Below are 18,059 nucleotides of genomic sequence, written 5' to 3'. Positions count from 1 at the left end.
ATCTGCAACCTCAAAACTGTGTTTTGAGCTGACTTCGTCAGTTCTATCTGCAACCTCAAAGCTGTACTTTGAGCAGCTTACGGCTAGTTTACTCTTTGATTTTCATTGAGTATGAAACTAAATTTCAAACACATAGTCCTTTTATTATACTGCAAGAAGATATAGTTTTCAATTATAGTTTTTCTCTAACTAGCTATAGTCTATTTTTATATCCTAATGTAGAGAAAACAGCCCTAGGGACTGTTTTTCATTAATAATGCATAAGAACCTTGTAATCGTAGTCCCCGATTTTTTCACGGCCGTTCAATTCATCCAATTCAACAAGGAAGGCACAACCTGCTACAATACCACCAAGTTTTTCAATCATCTCGATAGTTGCCTTAACAGTTCCACCTGTTGCCAAGAGGTCATCTACAATAAGAACGCGTTGACCTGGTTTGATTGCATCCGCATGCATAGTCAAGGTATCAACACCGTACTCTTTTTCATAGTCAGCAGAAATGACTTCACGTGGCAATTTACCTGGTTTACGAACAGGTGCAAAACCAATTCCCAACTCAAAGGCAACTGGACAGCCCACAATAAATCCACGAGCCTCAGGCCCTACAACCATGTCAATTTTCTTGTCAGTAGCATACTGAACAATTTCACGAACAGCGTAGCTATAAGCATTTCCATCAGCCATCAAAGGACTAATATCACGGAAGGTGATACCTTCTTTTGGATAATTTTCAATTGTTGCAATGTAATCTTTTAAATTCATATTTTTCTTTCTTTCAAAGTTTTTACTCTCTATTATAGCATATTTTCCAGTAAAGAAGAAAGGGAAAACAATATTTCATTTGCTAGTCACCCTATAAGTCAAATAAGACGACCATTTTTATTCAAGGCACGTCACAAGATAGATACATAATATGACTTCCCTAGCAAAAAGGAGAGAAGCATTTTGTTTCTCTCCCTAGACTAACTGATATCTCTCCACTACAATCGATAAAGAGATATCTTTTCTTGTACTGCTTTGAATTTTATTTATTTTAATAGACTGTTTTTTCAGTTTCTACATCGAAGAAGTGTGCTTTGTTCAAGTCAAATCCAAGTTCAACTGTTGCACCTGTTTGCAAGTAATCACGAGCATCAACTTTAGCAACAAATTCGTCTTTACCAACTTGGCAGTATAGGTGAGATTCTGAACCAAGCAGTTCTGATACAGAGATAGTCGCTTTTACAACACAGTCTGGGAATGTTTCAAGGAAAGCAGGTTCTGCATTCACATCTTCTGGACGGATACCGAAAATCAACTCTTTACCTTCGTAGCCTTTTTCGCGAAGAACTTTCAATGCTCCTTCTGGAACTTTCAAACGGAAACCATCAGAAATAATTTCGCTACCAACTAATTTCACATTGATGAAGTTCATTGCTGGGCTTCCGATGAATCCTGCAACGAATTTGTTAACTGGGTTTTTGTAAACTTCTTGAGGAGTACCGATTTGCTCAACACGTCCGATAGTACCTGTACCAGCAGGGTTCTTAGTTGCTGACATGATAACGATACGGTCTGCAAGTGTCATCGCTTCTGTTTGGTCGTGAGTTACGTAGATAGTTGTAGCTCCGATACGACGGTGGATTTTCGCAATTTCAGCACGCATTGATACACGAAGTTTTGCATCCAAGTTTGACAAAGGTTCGTCCATCAAGAATACTTTTGCATCACGGACGATGGCACGACCCATGGCAACACGTTGACGTTGACCACCTGAAAGGTCAGCTGGTTTACGTTCCAAGAATTCTTTCAATCCAAGGATTTCAGCTGCTTCTTGCACACGTTTGTCGATGTCTTCTTTGCTGTATTTACGCAATTTCAAACCGAAAGCCATGTTATCGTATACAGTCATGTGTGGGTAAAGAGCGTAGTTTTGGAATACCATGGCGATGTCACGGTCTTTTGGAGCTACGTCGTTGACAACCACGCCATCGATAGATGCAGTACCTTCTGTGATGTCTTCAAGACCAGCAATCATACGAAGGGTTGTTGATTTACCACATCCTGAAGGACCTACGAAAACGATAAATTCTTTATCTTTGATATTCAAGTTGAAATCTTCAACTGAATAGTGTTCGCTGTTTGGATATTTTTTGTAAATATTTTTAAGATTCAATTCTACCATGAGGTGAACTCCTTTTGTTTTTGATAATTATATTATAGATGAAAACGTTTTACATTTCTATGGCAAGGTGACCAAAAAAACAAAAAAATTCTGTGCAACTTGCACAAAACTTTAGAGAATATCGGAGAATTTGAAGAAGATAATCTTTATTATTCTTCTATACAAAAGCAGAAACAAGGATCAGCTTTCCCATATTTTCGCTGATTCTCCACTACATTTGACTGGATTCTAATTTTTTAGAGAAATACAAAAGAGCTAGCCTAAGCTAACTCTTATCCTATGCGGAGAGAGGGACTTGAACCCTCACGACCTAAAGCGGTCACAGGATCCTTAGTCCTGCGCGTCTGCCAATTCCGCCATCCCCGCGTCGATTACTTTACTAGTATATCAACTTTTGGGATGCTTGTCAACACTTTTTTTCAATTTTTTTCATTTCATCAACCAAATTACTCTAAAATTTCATTTAGATTTTCATCTACTAACTTAGCTCCAAGTGTATTTTTGAAATGACCTAGGGCAAATTGATGATTTTCAGGCCAGATGGAAGCAACAGCTGGTTGAACAATCTCGATGTCATAACCTAGATTATAGGCATCAATAGCTGTATGCAGGACACAGATATCCGTCAAGACACCTGTTAAGATAACTGTAGAAATGCGACGCTCTCTCAAACGAATATCTAGGTCAGTCCCTGAAAAAGCTGAGTAATGGCGTTTATCCATCCAAAAGACACGACTGTCTGAACCATGCTCTTGATAAAAGATCCCCAAGTCTCCGTATAAATTGCGTCCACTAGTCCCAATCAGATTATGAGGAGGAAATAGTTTACTTTCTGGATGAAAACAATCGTTTTCTTCATGAGCATCAATAGTAAAGAAGATATAATCTCCCCGTTCAAAAGCTAATCGAGTCACCTTGCTAATGGCATCCGAAATAGCCTGAGCTGGAGCCCCTGCTGTCAATTTACCACTATCAGCAACAAAATCTTCTGTATAATCAATCGAAATTAAAGCTTTAGTCATTAGTAATCTCTTTTCTTCACTTCTTCAAAAATATCTGAAATCAAGACCTTAAGGTAGGTTCCCTTCATTCCAAGTGAGCGACTTTCAATAATTCCCGCAGATTCAAGTTTACGAAGGGCATTGACAATCACAGAGCGGGTAATTCCGATACGGTCTGCAATCACTGATGCAGTCAACTGCCCTTCATTTCCATTTAATTCCCCTAAAATTGCTGAAACAGCACGGAGTTCGGAGTAAGAAAGGGTATTAACCGCCATGGTGACAGCAGTACGGCGACGGATATTTTTCTCATCTTCTTCACGCTGGAAGTTAAGAAGCTGAATCCCAACAACGGTACTGGCAATCTCAACAAGAATCAAGTCCTCATCTTCGAATTTTTTATCATTGCGCCAAATAATCAAAGAACCAAGGCGAATCCCCGATACATGAATCGGTGCAATAGTCGTCAAGCCATCTGGAAAATCTTCTCTACTCTCAACAGGGAAAATACTCATATCATGCTCAACAGGCAAATTTGCTTCTGTTTCGTAAATCATATTAGCCCCTTGAACGTAGTCATCTGGGAAAATCTTAGTTTGGAAGAATTGCTCTACGCGATCTGTATTTGTTTTATAACGCATAAAATAGCCAAGCAGACGTCCCTTACTATTGATAATGCAGGCATTGCAATGAATAATATCCGCTAACTGACGCGTAATAGCGTTGTAAGGAAGCTCATCCTGAAACTGCTCCTCTGAGCGCTTCAAAATTGATGTAATCTTTCTTGTTTTTTCTAATAAATGTGCCATTTTTCACCTCGAATTTAATCGCTATCATTATAACATAAACAGATTGAATTTTCAATTATTATCTGAAAATTGCTTATTTAATTGCAATTTAGACTAGCTGAAATATTTTAGAAAATTATGTTTTCTTATTGACAACCTAATTTATATTTGATATTATATCATTATAAGAAGGTGGGTTGATAATACCTTTCCATTTCACCTATCCTTTGCTATCACCATCTTCTTTCACCCTTGGTCTCCTTATATAAAAAAGCGATTCATTTTGAACCGCTTTTTCTTATTTATCTCCCTTGTTACGAATAACAAAGCCTGTTTGCTTTTCACTTGAAGTATTGCGTGGTTTTTTATTATCCTTACGGTAACGTCTGTCTTTATCAAAACGATCATTGCCACGACTTCCTTTTTTGAAATCATCCCGACGACCATTACCACGGCGATCACGGTCTCGACGATCACGGTCTCGACGGTCATCTCCACGACGACCTCCCTTAGCTTTACCACCGAAGCCATTACCTGATGGTTTAAATGGCAGTGGTTTTTCACGCGCAATCTCCACTTCTGGAAGGCTATCCGGATCTTGAACAGTCAGACTCAAGATATACATTGCCAATTCTTCTGGAGTAAATTCGGCAGCTAGCTTACGAGCATCCTTACCAAATTTCTCAAAGTTAGCACGGATAGTCTCATCTGCAAAATCACGTTCGATTTTCTTGAGAGCTACCTGTTTTTTAGCTTGGAAGGCTTCTTCTGCACTTGCAGGTTTGAGACCTTTCATGCGTTTCTTGGTCAAGTTTTCAATGATTTGGAGGTAGCCCATTTCATTTGGTGATACGAAAGTAATAGACTGACCTGACTTACCGGCACGACCTGTACGACCGATACGGTGAACATAACTTTCAGGATCTTGTGGAATATCGTAGTTATAGACATGGGTCACACCTGAAATATCCAAGCCACGCGCTGCCACGTCTGTCGCAACCAAAACATCAAGATTGCCATTTTTAAAGTCACGAAGGACACGAAGACGTTTGTTTTGGTCCAAATCACCATGAATTCCTTCTGCACGGAATCCACGGATTTTCAAACCACGAGTCAATTCATCTACACGGCGTTTTGTACGACCAAATACGATAGCAAGCTCAGGTTGCTCCACATCCATGAGACGAGTCATGGTGTCAAATTTTTCTTGTTCCTTGACACGGATATAGTACTGGTCAACCAATTCTGTTGTCAATTCCTTAGCAGCAATCTTCACATGCTCAGGTTCTTTCATAAACTGAACACCGATACGTTTGATAGCATCTGGCATAGTTGCTGAGAAAAGCAAAGTTTGACGGTTTTCAGGAACACGAGAAATGATAGCTTCAATGTCTTCAAGGAAGCCCATGTTGAGCATTTCATCTGCTTCGTCAAGGATAAGAGTTTCAATATCTTGTAATTTCAAGGCCTTGCGTTTAATCAAGTCCAAAAGACGTCCAGGTGTTCCCACCACGATATGGGCACCAGATTTAAGAGCCTTAATTTGTTTTTCAATACTTGATCCACCATATACTGAGCGGACTTTGACTCCCTTGCTACGACCAAAGCGGAAGAGTTCTTCTTGACTTTGGACAGCTAGTTCACGAGTTGGAGCGATGACCAAGGCTTGGATGGTCGCTTCTTCTGTACGGATTTTTTCAAGGGTTGGCAAACCAAAGGCTGCGGTTTTCCCTGTACCAGTCTGAGCTTGACCGATAACGTCCTTGCCTTCTAGAGCCAAAGGAATGGTTTGTTCTTGGATCGGACTGGCTTCTACAAAACCAGCTTTTTCAATCTCTGCTAGCAAATCAGCAGACAAGTTTAATTCATTAAATTTCACGTTATTCTTCTTTCTAAAGGTGGTGCGAAGCCACCCTATAGGGCTTAGTGTATACTTTTCTTTTTATGACGTATTTTCATATACTGGATACAAAATCGTGTTGCTTCTTTTCCACAAAAGAAAAGTACTGTTTTCTTTGCAACCTATCTAGTATAACACAAGACAAGAGCAAAAGATAGCCCCATTTCTACAGAAAATCATGTAAACGGTTTTTGGCTTTCCTTTTTGATTGAACGACCTAGATAATAAGACAAAGCCAAGGCGATACTATATAAAATGATAAAAACGAACAAGGTTTGTGTGTAAGAATGAGCCATTTTATAAGTCTCTGCTAATAAAATAGGTCCCGCTAAACCAGCCATTGCCCAAGCCGTTAAAATATAACCATGCAGAGCGGCCAATTCCTTGGTTCCAAAAATATCACTGAGATAAGCTGGAATCAATGAAAAACCAGCTCCATAGCAAGTCATCAAAATAGACATAGCGACTACAAATAAAACGGAATCTGTAAAGATCCAAAGTGAAAGAGAAAAGAAAAGATTGACAAGCAGTAATATACTAAAGGTTAGAGGGCGACCGATATAGTCAGACAAACTCGCCCAAAGCAAGCGACCAAATCCATTGAAAATCCCCAAAACGCCCACCATTACTGCTGCATGACTTGTAGACAAGCCAGCCATCTCCTGTGCCATTGGCGATGCCGCTGAAATTAAGCCTAAACCACAAGCTATGTTGATAAAGAAAATAATCCAAAGTATATAAAACCGATTGCTTTTTAGAGCCTGATTTGCAGTCATCCCTTGCGTCAGAGAGTCTGTTTTTTCTTTCCCTGAAACAGATAAAATTGCAAGTTCTTGCTCATTTGGACGCTGAATGAATTGTGAAGCTAGGAGCATGATAATAAAGTAACTTGCACCTAAAATATAAAAAGTTTCTACAAGCCCTACCCCTGCGATGAGATGTTGCGCTATGGGACTAGTCAATAAAGAAGCAAAACCAAACCCCATAATCGCTAAACCTGTTGCGAGACCACGTTTATCAGGAAACCATTTTATAATCGTTGACACAGGAGTAATATAGCCGGCTCCCAAACCAAGCCCACCTAAAATACCATAAGCGAGATACAACAACCACAGTTCCTGACGGTCTATTGCAAATCCTGTTAAGATATTTCCACCTGCGTATAGAAAGGCAGATAGACTCCCCATGACTCTCGGACCAAATTTTTCTACCAAACGCCCCATAAATGCAGCCGATAAGCCCAAACAAAAGATTGCTAGACTAAAGGCAAAGGCAACAGAAGCCTGATCCCATCCCGTTTTTTCAATAATAGGGTTGCGATAAACACTCCAAGCATAAGTCGAACCCAGCATTAAGTGTAAAATGACCCCAGCAAAGGCAATAATATAACGATTCGATTTCATAAAACCTCCTATTTTCGAACATTTATTCTTTCTTATATAAAAATAGATAGGATTTTAGTTTATCAAGCTTGTCAAAAAATTACTAGTTTTTTGTCTGGAAAGCGTTTTCATCTTTTTCTGTCTTTTTCGTAGCAGAATTGTGCAAAAGTTTTTTTCTTGTGCTAGAATGTAATTCGAATAGGAGGAATTCTAAATGTTAACTTATGATTTAATCGTTATCGGATTTGGTAAGGCTGGTAAAACACTAGCTGGTAAATTGGCTTCAGCTGGCAAAAAAGTTGCCCTCGTTGAACGTAGCAAAGCTATGTACGGTGGAACTTGTATCAACATCGGTTGTATCCCAACTAAAACCTTGCTAGTTGCTGCTGAGAAGGGCTTGTCTTTTGAAGAAGTCATTGCTACCAAAAACACGATCACTGGTCGCCTCAACGGTAAAAACTATGCGACTGTTGCTGGTACAGGCGTGGATATCTTTGATGCGGAAGCTCACTTCCTTTCAAATAAAGTCATCGAAATCCAAGCTGGTGATGAAAAGAAAGAACTGACTGCTGAAACAATCGTCATCAACACTGGTGCTGTTTCAAACGTCTTGCCTATCCCTGGACTTGCTACAAGCAAGAACGTCTTTGACTCAACAGGTATCCAAAATTTGGACAAATTGCCTGAAAAACTTGGAGTCCTTGGTGGTGGAAATATCGGTCTTGAATTTGCTGGCCTTTACAACAAACTTGGAAGCAAGGTTACAGTCCTAGATGCCTTGGATACATTCCTACCTCGTGCAGAACCTTCCATCGCAGCTCTTGCTAAACAATACATGGAAGAAGATGGCATTGAATTGCTTCAAAATATCCATACTACTGAAATCAAAAATGACGGTGACCAAGTCCTTGTCGTGACTGAAAACGAAACTTACCGTTTCGATGCCCTTCTCTATGCAACTGGACGCAAACCAAATGTAGAACCACTTCAACTTGAAAATACAGATATTGAACTAACTGAACGTGGTGCTATTAAAGTAGACAAACATTGTCAAACAAACGTTCCTGGTGTCTTTGCAGTTGGAGATGTCAACGGTGGCCTTCAATTTACTTACATTTCACTTGATGACTTCCGTGTTGTTTACAGCTACCTTGCTGGAGATGGCAGCTACACACTTGAAGACCGTCTCAATGTACCAAATACTATGTTCATCACACCTGCACTTTCACAAGTTGGTTTGACTGAAAGCCAAGCAGCTGATTTGAAACTTCCATACGCCGTTAAGGAAATCCCTGTTGCAGCAATGCCTCGTGGTCACGTAAATGGAGACCTTCGTGGAGCCTTCAAAGCTGTTGTTAATACTGAAACAAAAGAAATTCTTGGAGCAAGCATCTTCTCAGAAGGTTCTCAAGAAATCATCAACATCATCACTGTTGCTATGGACAACAAGATTCCTTACACTTACTTCACAAAACAAATTTTCACTCACCCAACCTTGGCTGAGAACTTGAATGACTTATTTGCGATTTAAGTTGAAATCTCATCTTAACTGACAGCCCTCTGAGGGCTGTTTTCATTTCTGCGAAATCTCATACTCTTCGAAAATCAAATTCAAACCACGTCAGCTTCACCTTGCCGTACTCAAGTACAGCCTGCGGCTAGCTTCCTAGTTTGCTCTTTGATTTTCATTGAGTATCAAATCTGTCTTTTCCCTCTTTTGTGATATAATAGAAACATGAACTTAAAAACTACTTTGGGCCTTCTTGCTGGGTGTTCTTCCCACTTCGTTTTAAGCCGTCTTGGACGTGGAAGTACGCTCCCAGGGAAAGTCGCCCTTCAATTTGATAAAGATATTTTACAAAACCTAGCTAAGAACTACGAGATTGTCGTGGTCACTGGAACAAATGGAAAAACCCTGACAACTGCCCTCACTGTCGGCATTTTAAAAGAGGTTTATGGTCAAGTTCTAACCAACCCAAGCGGTGCCAACATGATTACAGGAATTGCAACAACCTTCCTAACAGCCAAATCTTCAAAAACTGGGAAAAATATTGCCGTCCTCGAAATTGACGAAGCCAGTCTATCTCGTATCTGTGACTATATCCAGCCTAGTCTTTTTGTCATTACTAATATCTTCCGTGATCAGATGGACCGTTTCGGTGAAATCTATACTACCTATAACATGATATTGGATGCCATTCGGAAAGTTCCAACTGCTACTGTTCTCCTTAACGGAGACAGCCCACTTTTCTACAAACCATCTTTCCCAAATCCTATACAGTATTTTGGTTTTGACTTGGAAAAAGGACCAGCCCAACTGGCTCACTACAATACCGAAGGGATTCTCTGTCCTGACTGCCAAAGCATCCTCAAATATGAGCATAATATCTATGCAAACTTGGGTGCCTATATCTGTGAAGGTTGTGGATGTAAACGTCCTGATCTCGACTATCGTTTGACAAAACTGGTTGAGTTGACCAACAATCGCTCTCGCTTTGTCATAGATGGCCAAGAATACGGTATCCAAATCGGCGGGCTCTATAATATCTATAACGCCCTAGCTGCTGTGGCCATCGCCCGTTTCCTCGGCGCAGATTCCCAACTCATCAAACAGGGATTTGACAAGAGCCGTGCTGTCTTTGGACGCCAAGAAACCTTTCATATCGGTGACAAGGAATGTACCCTTGTCTTGATTAAAAATCCAGTCGGTGCAACCCAAGCTATCGAAATGATCAAACTAGCACCTTATCCATTTAGCCTATCTGTCCTCCTTAATGCCAACTATGCAGATGGAATTGACACTAGCTGGATCTGGGATGCAGACTTTGAGCAAATCACTGACATGGACATTCCTGAAATCAACGCTGGCGGTGTTCGTCATTCTGAAATCGCTCGTCGCCTCCGAGTGACTGGCTATCCAGCTGAGAAAATCACTGAAACGAGTAATCTGGAGCAAGTTCTCAAGACCATTGAGAATCAAGACTGCAAGCATGCCTATATTCTGGCAACTTATACTGCCATGCTGGAATTTCGTGAACTGCTGGCTAGTCGTCAGATTGTTAGAAAGGAGATGAACTAATGGTTTATACTTCACTTTCCTCAAAAGATGGCAATTACCCCTATCAGCTCAACATTGCCCACCTCTACGGAAATCTCATGAATACCTACGGGGACAATGGAAACATCCTCATGCTCAAGTATGTTGCTGAAAAACTGGGAGCCCATGTGACCGTTGACATCGTTTCTCTCCATGATGATTTTGATGAAAATCACTACAACATCGCCTTTTTCGGAGGCGGTCAAGACTTTGAACAAACTATCATTGCAGACGACCTACCTGCTAAAAAAGAGAGCATTGACAACTACATCCAAAACGACGGTGTAGTTCTGGCTATCTGCGGTGGTTTCCAACTATTGGGTCAATATTATGTTGAAGCTTCAGGAAAACGTATCGAAGGGCTAGGGGTCATGGGACACTACACGCTCAACCAGACCAATAACCGTTTTATCGGTGACATCAAGATTCACAATGAAGATTTCGATGAAACCTACTATGGATTTGAAAATCACCAAGGTCGTACCTTCCTCTCTGATGACCAAAAACCGCTGGGACAGGTTGTCTATGGAAATGGAAACAACGAAGAAAAGGTCGGTGAAGGGGTTCATTATAAGAATGTCTTTGGTTCCTACTTCCACGGGCCTATCCTCTCTCGTAATGCCAATCTGGCTTATCGCCTAGTTACTACTGCCCTCAAGAAGAAATATGGTCAGGACATCCAACTCCCTGCCTATGAGGACATTCTCAGCCAAGAAATCGCTGAAGAGTACAGTGACGTCAAAAGCAAGGCTGACTTTTCTTAAACAAAGGAAAATGATATCAAAGAACTCCGTTATCTTGTCGGAGTTTTTTGTCTTTTCTTTTACCCTTCTCCCTTGCATTTTCTCTCATTTTTTGCCAAAATAGAGGGGTAGAAAGAAGGTAGCATATGTCTAAATTACAACAAATCCTAACATATCTTGAATCAGAAAAACTAGACGTCGCTGTCGTATCTGACCCCGTCACAATCAATTACCTCACTGGTTTTTACAGTGATCCCCATGAACGCCAAATGTTCCTCTTTGTCCTAGCGGATCAGGAACCTCTCCTCTTTGTCCCAGCTCTTGAAGTAGAACGTGCAAGTAGCACCGTTTCCTTCCCAGTAGTGGGCTATGTCGATTCTGAAAATCCATGGCAAAAAATCAAACATGCTCTTCCACAACTTGACTTCAAACGTGTCGCTGTTGAGTTTGACAATCTCATCTTGACCAAATACCATGGTTTGAAAACAGTTTTTGAGACTGCTGAATTTGACAACCTCACTCCTCGTATCCAACGCATGCGCCTCATCAAATCAGCTGATGAAGTGCAAAAAATGATGGTTGCAGGTCTTTATGCTGACAAGGCTGTTCATGTTGGTTTTGACAATATTTCTCTTGACAAGACTGAGACAGATATCATCGCACAAATTGACTTTGCCATGAAACGTGAAGGTTATGAAATGAGCTTTGATACCATGGTCTTAACTGGTGATAATGCTGCGAATCCACACGGCATTCCAGCAGCTAATAAGGTTGAAAATGATGCTCTTCTCCTCTTTGACCTGGGTGTTCTGGTCAATGGCTATGCGTCAGATATGACTCGTACAGTCGCTGTCGGCAAACCAGACCAATTCAAGAAAGATATTTACAACTTGACTCTTGAAGCCCAACAAGCTGCTCTTGACTTTATCAAGCCAGGTGTGACTGCTCATGAAGTGGACCGCGCTGCCCGTGAGGTCATCGAAAAAGCTGGTTATGGTGAGTACTTCAACCACCGTCTCGGGCATGGTATCGGTATGGATGTCCATGAATTCCCATCTATCATGGAAGGAAACGACATGGTCATCGAAGAAGGCATGTGCTTCTCTGTTGAACCAGGTATCTATATCCCTGGTAAAGTCGGTGTTCGTATTGAAGACTGCGGTGTTGTTACCAAGGATGGCTTCGACCTCTTTACAAGCACCAGCAAAGATTTGCTTTATTTTGATTAAGATAGCAACAAACCCTAGTTAGACAAGAAGAATCACTTCTGTTTTATGACGTCCATTCTGAATGAAATTCTTCATTGTTCCCCTATGATTGGTTACAAGTCTCTCAATATTTTTAAGCCCCCATCCCTCTGTCTGACGTTCCTTTCGTATTACCAATTCATTCTCATCAAATGAATTCTCGATAGCAATAAAGAGTTTCTTCTGAAAATATCGTATTCCTAAGATCAAGACCCTATCTTCTTTATTACTCAAGCGCATACAGGCTTCAAGACTATTGTCCAACAAATTACCAAGTAAAACCGCTAAAATATCTGGATTGATTTCCAATCGTTGAGGTACAAAACAATCAATTTCCAATTGTATGTCCTCTACCTTATCCTGTAATTTTTGATTGAGTAAAAAGTTAATTGTTGTATTCTTGGAGTAACAGACAGTTTGGTTCTCTATACTATTTGTCATGCTTTGGAGATAAGACTTCGCTTGTTCAGGATCTTCTTTTAAAAGTGCAAGGAGGATTAAATGTTGATTTTTCAAATCGTGTTGAATCCTTTGAATCCTCCTATAATCTTTTTTAGATTGTTTCATTTCTCTCAGTTGAAAGGTCATCTGTTCCGTCTCTAGTATGCTTTGATAATACCTCTGTTGTTGCTGAGAAAGATATAGGGTGAAATAGAGAGAAGAGAACGTTAACACAATGAGGGCTAATACAGAAACAAAAGAAAGATAATCCTTCTCAAACACTTGCCCTTGAATCGCTGATACTGTAAAAGCAAAACAAATGGACAAAAATGGTACAATAAACTGGTATAACCAAGTCCCTTTAGAAACAGTATAAACTAACTTTTGATGTGCACGAAAAAGTTGTCGAAGAACCAGGGTCACTAGCAATGATAAAAGAAAAGCTACAGCGAGATAAAAAAGCATGGCTATTAGATTTTCTGAAATGACTGATAAAGGGGAAAATAGTTGCACTGCTTGATTGAGTATAGTACCAGCTAGTAAAGTTAGACTCATCTGACAAAAAATCCAAAACGAAGATTCTTGAACAGCATATCCAAAATAAAGACCTAAAAAATAATACTCTGCGATACTGAGAATAAGATTCCCTACTAAGAAAAGATTAGCTCCTGAAAATAATATCGTCAACAAGGCATGGAAAAATAAAAGGAGAGAAGTAAAGATACAAATTCTCCTAGACTTTTCTTTTTGGGACAGAGGTCTATAAAAGAAAATAATTCCCAAAAATAAATCAAACAGAATACTCACAATCCGCAAACTGACTAACATTAAAAATTCCTCTCACTCAGATAATAATAATACTTTTCTCTAAAAGACGTTTGAAATTTTCGGCTAATTGGAAGGTGATTTTCATCCATTCCATTTAAAATTGTGACTATTTGCGAATCAAACTCTGTCACATATCTAGGATTGATAATATAGGAAGAATGAATTTGAATAAAGTAATCAGGTAATTTCTCTAAAATATCTTTCGTTTTAAGCAAAGCTTTGTAAGTCTGATCTTTAGTGTAAATAAAGACAGCACGCTTATCCTTTTCAAAAAATACAATGTCATTTAAAGGCAGTGAATAATGCTGCTTTCCAAAAGTAAACGTAAATACAGCTTGCCCTAAATTCAAAAAACGTACCACTCTATCCAGAGTTTTATATAATTTTTTAGAAGTCACTGGTTTAAGTAAATAATCAAAAGTCTGCACTTCAAAAACCTGCTCCATATAATCTCGATAACTGGTAACAAAGATAATCGGGATAAAAGGGTTTACCTTACGGATTTTTTGTGCCATATCAATTCCTGTTATCTGTGGCATCTCGATATCCAAAAAAACACAACTGTACTTCTCTGTCAATTGTTCTAATAGTTTTTGGGGATTCGTATAAACACTCGTTTCTATTTTGATGTCCTTATAAGATAAGAGTAAGTTTTCTAGCTGACTACCATCCCTATTAGAATCATCACAAATCGCAATTTTTAACATCAAATTCCTCACTACAAGCATGATTTTGCCAATTATAACGTCAAATACGTCAATTATGACATGCTGATAAAAAAATCGTTAATTTATTATACAATATTCTTATCAAATATGAAAGGAGTTACAAAAATGAAAAATATTCAAGTGCGTAAAGTTATTGCTAAAACTGATATTAGCTGGGGTGTTTTCTAAATTTTGGGCACCTCTAAAAACTACCGGTTTTCTATGTTTAGTAACCAGAAAAGGTTGAAAAATTAGCATTTTAAAATTGAGTTTTTAGAGGAGTTCTTTTCTATTTATTCCTACTGTTGGAATTGAGTAGATAGGTTCACCATTTTCTTTCTACTTATTTCCATTTGTAATAGGAACTGGGAGTTGCAAGACGAGGATATATGATTTATAATCACCTCGTCTTCCTTTTTTAATAAAATAGTGAGGTTAAAATGAAATTCTATCATCCAAGAATAAAAGAAATATATCCTGTTTATAAACTTCATAAAAATTTATTTAGGATTGGGCTACAAATTGGTATAACCACAGAAATTAAGGATGATAATAATAAAATGTGGAATTTAGTCAATATTTTGGACGGACGTCCTTTTCAAGATATTCTCAATATCATGCTAACAAAATATGATGATTTAACTGAAGAAGACATCACAGGCGCTCTTGAACTCTTAGATAATGAGGGGGTTCTCGAAGAAGCGGGCGAAATTCAGGATATTAAAGAACGTTATCATTCAAATATATATTATTTCAGTCGCTATTTAAATAGCTTCCAAGATAGTATTGCAACACAGAAAAAAATTCATCAGTCTACTATCCTTTTACTAGGTCTTGGTGGTGGGGGTTCTAACATACTGACATTACTAGCAGGCTTGGGACCTAAAAAGATAAAAATAGTGGATTTTGACATTGTTGAGCAAAGTAATCTAGGAAGACAATTTCTATACAAGGAAGATGATATTGGCTTATCTAAAGTTCAAATTGCCCATAGAGAAGTTACAAAAATGAATTCCGATATTGAAGTAGAAACCCATAATATACGTATCACCTCTGTAAGTGACTTGATTCCTTTACTTGATGATGTTGATATTACGATATGTGTGATTGATGAACCTCAATATGATATTCAACGTATCGTAAATAAAGCAATCGTTACAAAAAATATTCCCTGTATATTTGGCGCCAGTCAAGTTAGTCGTGGTCGTGTCTATTCAGTTATCCCTTACCAAACAGGCTGTTTTGATTGTTTAAATATTTATTATACAAAAATTGACACTCTATTCCTTGAACAATTCCACGGTGTTCGTACGATTACAAAAACAATCCCTACAATAGCCTATGGTCCAGCAATATTTCAACTGACTTCTGCCATTGTTGATGAAACTATCCGATTATTAACTCAATATACGGAACCAATTAGCCTTAACCATCAATACGAAATCAATTATGAAAACGGAGCCTCATTCACACACGATTCTTGGGGACGCTATCTTGATGAATGTCCAACATGCGGCACAGGTAAAGAAGACGATTGGGAAATTTTTTCTAAGTACGGAGAATTAAAGTTATGACAACTGCAAAACTCGTAATTGATAATTTGACTAAATCTTTTGATGGTCAGCACTTAGCCAATAATCATATTTCCTTAGAAATATCACCAGCAAAAATCACGGCTTTTTTGGGACACAATGGAGCTGGAAAATCTACTCTATTGAATCAAATGATTGGTTTTACTAAACCTGACCAAGGAGATATTTTGTATGGTGATATTTCTTTTATATACAATCGTAAACAAGCACGCACCTTAATTAGTTATATGTCTCAACAATATGCCCCACTCGACAAATTAACCGTAGAACAAAATTTAGAAATACTTGGAAAAATGCGAGGATTGAGTTCCCAAGAACTAGAAAAAACAATCAGCCAGCTTCTCACTGATTTAGAAATTGAAGACTATCGTTACAAAAAAGGTAAGGATCTTTCGGGCGGTCTCAAAAGACTAACTTCCTTCGCTATGACACTAATCGGTAGCTCAGACATCATTCTTCTTGACGAACCAACAAATGATGTTGACCCCATTCGTCGTGAAAAGCAATGGCAATTATTGCAAAAGTTAGCTAGCAAGGGGCATACCATTATTATCGTTACTCATAATCTTCTGGAGGTTGAAAAATATGCAGATAATTACGCCCTCTTTAATAATGGTAGATTGCTCAAATCAGGAAAGGTTAAGCAAATCATCCATGACAAACTGTATCAGATAAGCTTTGATTTTAAGACTAAAAGTATATTAGACAAAATAGAAGATTATACAATTATCAATGGTGTTAGTTGTCAATTAGAGGTTGAGGAAAGAAGTCTAGCTCCATTGATAGCACAACTGACAGAAGAACTTGGTCAAAAAACAATTTCCAATCTCTCTCTTCATCAAAAAACATTGACTATTTCTGACCTTTATAGAGAGGAGCTAACCAACTAATATGACTCAATTTTTTTACTTACTTCATTGGAACTACTTGCGCCAAAAAGAGCTTTTCATCCTTTTTACACTAGCACAGCTCCTCTTATCCATTTCTCTTCTTTTTGGCTACCCTCTAGTTATTGGCGATATCGATTCGACTACTGCCTACTATCTTTCGTCTGGTTCTGTTTTAATTGGAATTATCTCCATGGGTTGTACAATTTCCTCCCCTGTTATAGCAAATGATAAGTTGGAAGGGCATTTTGATTATATTCGTGCCTTACCCATCCCTAGGATATTCATTTCTCTCGCTGACTTGTGGATGTGGTTAATTGCCATTTTGCCGGGAGTTTTTATTTCTATTCTACTTGGGTATGTCCGTTTTTCTGTTCGTCTCCATCCATCTTTTCTTGGTGTTTTTATTGTGCTTCTGATTTGTCTTACTATGATTAGTCTGGGATTTGCTATAGCCTACACCTTTTCTCCAAATACAGTAACCCTTATGTCGCAGCTAATTCTTATGATTGGACTCATGTTCTCACCACTCATGTATCCTGCAGATCGACTACCTGAGTGGGTAAACCATCTTTACCGTGCCCTCCCTTTCGTCCCTTCCTCAAATCTTCTGCGAGCCAGCCTTTACGACTACGGAAATGTTTCTCTATTGGACATGAGTATTCTCATTCTTTGGATTATGTCAACACAGTTAATTATTTTAAGAACTCTTCATAAAGAAAAATGATTGCCCCTAAAGCTTTTCTTATAGACTAAGCCAATAAAAAGAACCTTCATGACTATTCGAAAAGCTAAACAAGAAGATATTCCTAAATTACTCGATTTATTACAACAAATCCTTACGCTTCACCACCAAGCTCGACCAGATATTTTTAAGCAAACTGGGACTAAATATAGTTCCTCTGAGTTGCAAAATATTCTCTCTCAAGAACATACCCCTATTTTTGTTTTTGAAGATGAGAAGGGACAAGTTCTCGGACACCTATTTTGTACCATAAAAGATAAAACAGATAATCCTGTTCTCCAAGAAATCAAAACCCTTTTTATCGAAGATTTATGTGTAAGCTCAAAATGCTCGTGGTCAAAAAATTGGTAATCAACTCTGTCAATTCGCTCTCAATTATGCTAAAGAAATTGGCTGCAATAATCTAACCCTAAGTGTCTGGAATGATAACGAGGGTGCTCTCCGCTTTTATCAAAGACAAGGGATGAAACCCCAAGAAACAACAATGGAAATGATAATTGATTAAGAAGTAATCTATAAAAAGATGTTAGAAAAAG

At 38.6% G+C, this 18,059-nt stretch carries 15 protein-coding genes, 1 tRNA gene and 1 pseudogene; 8 read left to right on the top strand and 9 right to left on the bottom strand.

The annotated features are described in order from the left end of the window. Nucleotides 1-250: 250 nt before the first annotated feature. From HT709_RS08760 to HT709_RS08730, 7 genes are all read right to left on the bottom strand, one after another. Nucleotides 251-763, bottom strand: coding sequence for an adenine phosphoribosyltransferase (locus HT709_RS08760; protein ID WP_023933925.1), 513 nt, complete (start codon nt 761-763; stop codon nt 251-253). A 271-nt stretch (nt 764-1,034) separates the two neighbouring features. Beyond that, nucleotides 1,035-2,165, bottom strand: a complete 1,131-nt coding sequence (gene ugpC / locus HT709_RS08755) for a sn-glycerol-3-phosphate ABC transporter ATP-binding protein UgpC (RefSeq protein WP_000229957.1) — start codon at nt 2,163-2,165, stop codon at nt 1,035-1,037. 280 nt (nt 2,166-2,445) lie between these two features. Next, nucleotides 2,446-2,531: transfer RNA gene (locus HT709_RS08750), tRNA-Leu, on the bottom strand. An 80-nt stretch (nt 2,532-2,611) separates the two neighbouring features. Next, nucleotides 2,612-3,187: an isochorismatase family cysteine hydrolase gene (locus HT709_RS08745; RefSeq protein ID WP_000158719.1), complete on the bottom strand. Its 576-nt coding sequence runs from the start codon at nt 3,185-3,187 to the stop codon at nt 2,612-2,614. After that, nucleotides 3,187-3,975, bottom strand: coding sequence for a GTP-sensing pleiotropic transcriptional regulator CodY (gene codY / locus HT709_RS08740; RefSeq protein ID WP_000940723.1), 789 nt, complete (start codon nt 3,973-3,975; stop codon nt 3,187-3,189). The genes HT709_RS08745 and codY overlap by 1 nt, the downstream gene beginning before the upstream one ends. A gap of 277 nt (nt 3,976-4,252) precedes the next feature. Beyond that, nucleotides 4,253-5,833 carry a DEAD/DEAH box helicase gene (locus tag HT709_RS08735; RefSeq protein WP_000671122.1) on the bottom strand — a complete coding sequence of 527 codons (1,581 nt, stop codon included), beginning with the start codon at nt 5,831-5,833 and terminating at the stop codon, nt 4,253-4,255. Nucleotides 5,834-6,030: 197 nt separating this feature from the next. Next, entirely contained in the window at nt 6,031-7,257 is a 1,227-nt protein-coding gene (locus HT709_RS08730; protein ID WP_023940287.1) for an OFA family MFS transporter, read from the bottom strand. A 193-nt stretch (nt 7,258-7,450) separates the two neighbouring features. Here HT709_RS08730 and HT709_RS08725 point away from each other — a divergent pair, with 193 nt between their 5' ends. The 4 genes from HT709_RS08725 (at nt 7,451) to HT709_RS08710 (ending at nt 12,305) form a co-directional block, all read left to right on the top strand. Beyond that, complete coding sequence (locus HT709_RS08725; RefSeq protein WP_000958960.1) at nt 7,451-8,767, top strand: FAD-containing oxidoreductase; 1,317 nt, start codon at nt 7,451-7,453, stop codon at nt 8,765-8,767. Nucleotides 8,768-8,971: 204 nt separating this feature from the next. Continuing rightward, complete coding sequence (murT, locus tag HT709_RS08720) at nt 8,972-10,315, top strand: lipid II isoglutaminyl synthase subunit MurT (RefSeq protein WP_050261756.1); 1,344 nt, start codon at nt 8,972-8,974, stop codon at nt 10,313-10,315. Beyond that, nucleotides 10,315-11,097: a lipid II isoglutaminyl synthase subunit GatD gene (gatD, locus tag HT709_RS08715; protein ID WP_172925685.1), complete on the top strand. Its 783-nt coding sequence runs from the start codon at nt 10,315-10,317 to the stop codon at nt 11,095-11,097. The genes murT and gatD overlap by 1 nt, the downstream gene beginning before the upstream one ends. Nucleotides 11,098-11,222: 125 nt before the next feature. Next, nucleotides 11,223-12,305, top strand: a complete 1,083-nt coding sequence (locus HT709_RS08710) for a Xaa-Pro peptidase family protein (RefSeq protein WP_000040907.1) — start codon at nt 11,223-11,225, stop codon at nt 12,303-12,305. Between the two features lie 18 nt (nt 12,306-12,323). Here HT709_RS08710 and HT709_RS08705 read toward each other — a convergent pair whose 3' ends face one another. Further along, entirely contained in the window at nt 12,324-13,592 is a 1,269-nt protein-coding gene (locus HT709_RS08705; RefSeq protein WP_000961370.1) for a GHKL domain-containing protein, read from the bottom strand. Further along, nucleotides 13,592-14,299, bottom strand: a complete 708-nt coding sequence (locus HT709_RS08700) for a LytTR family DNA-binding domain-containing protein (protein ID WP_000912214.1) — start codon at nt 14,297-14,299, stop codon at nt 13,592-13,594. The genes HT709_RS08705 and HT709_RS08700 overlap by 1 nt, the downstream gene beginning before the upstream one ends. Before the next feature lie 440 nt (nt 14,300-14,739). On the opposite strand from HT709_RS08700, the gene HT709_RS08695 reads away from it, so the two are divergent. The 4 genes and pseudogenes from HT709_RS08695 (at nt 14,740) to HT709_RS08680 (ending at nt 18,028) form a co-directional block, all read left to right on the top strand. Beyond that, complete coding sequence (locus tag HT709_RS08695; RefSeq protein WP_023936973.1) at nt 14,740-15,873, top strand: ThiF family adenylyltransferase; 1,134 nt, start codon at nt 14,740-14,742, stop codon at nt 15,871-15,873. Continuing rightward, nucleotides 15,870-16,781, top strand: a complete 912-nt coding sequence (locus tag HT709_RS08690; RefSeq protein ID WP_119948171.1) for an ABC transporter ATP-binding protein — start codon at nt 15,870-15,872, stop codon at nt 16,779-16,781. Before HT709_RS08695 ends, HT709_RS08690 begins: the two co-directional genes overlap by 4 nt. 1 nt (nt 16,782) lies before the next feature. After that, nucleotides 16,783-17,505, top strand: coding sequence for an ABC transporter permease (locus tag HT709_RS08685; RefSeq protein ID WP_000191422.1), 723 nt, complete (start codon nt 16,783-16,785; stop codon nt 17,503-17,505). 48 nt (nt 17,506-17,553) lie between these two features. Beyond that, a pseudogene (locus tag HT709_RS08680) lies at nt 17,554-18,028 on the top strand (GNAT family N-acetyltransferase). Nucleotides 18,029-18,059: the final 31 nt, after the last annotated feature.

This window comes from Streptococcus sp. 1343, from assembly GCF_013277355.1.
GTDB classification, from domain to species: domain Bacteria; phylum Bacillota; class Bacilli; order Lactobacillales; family Streptococcaceae; genus Streptococcus; species Streptococcus pseudopneumoniae.
Note: the sequence above shows the minus strand (reverse complement) of the source record. Positions and strands in the feature narration are given on the sequence as shown.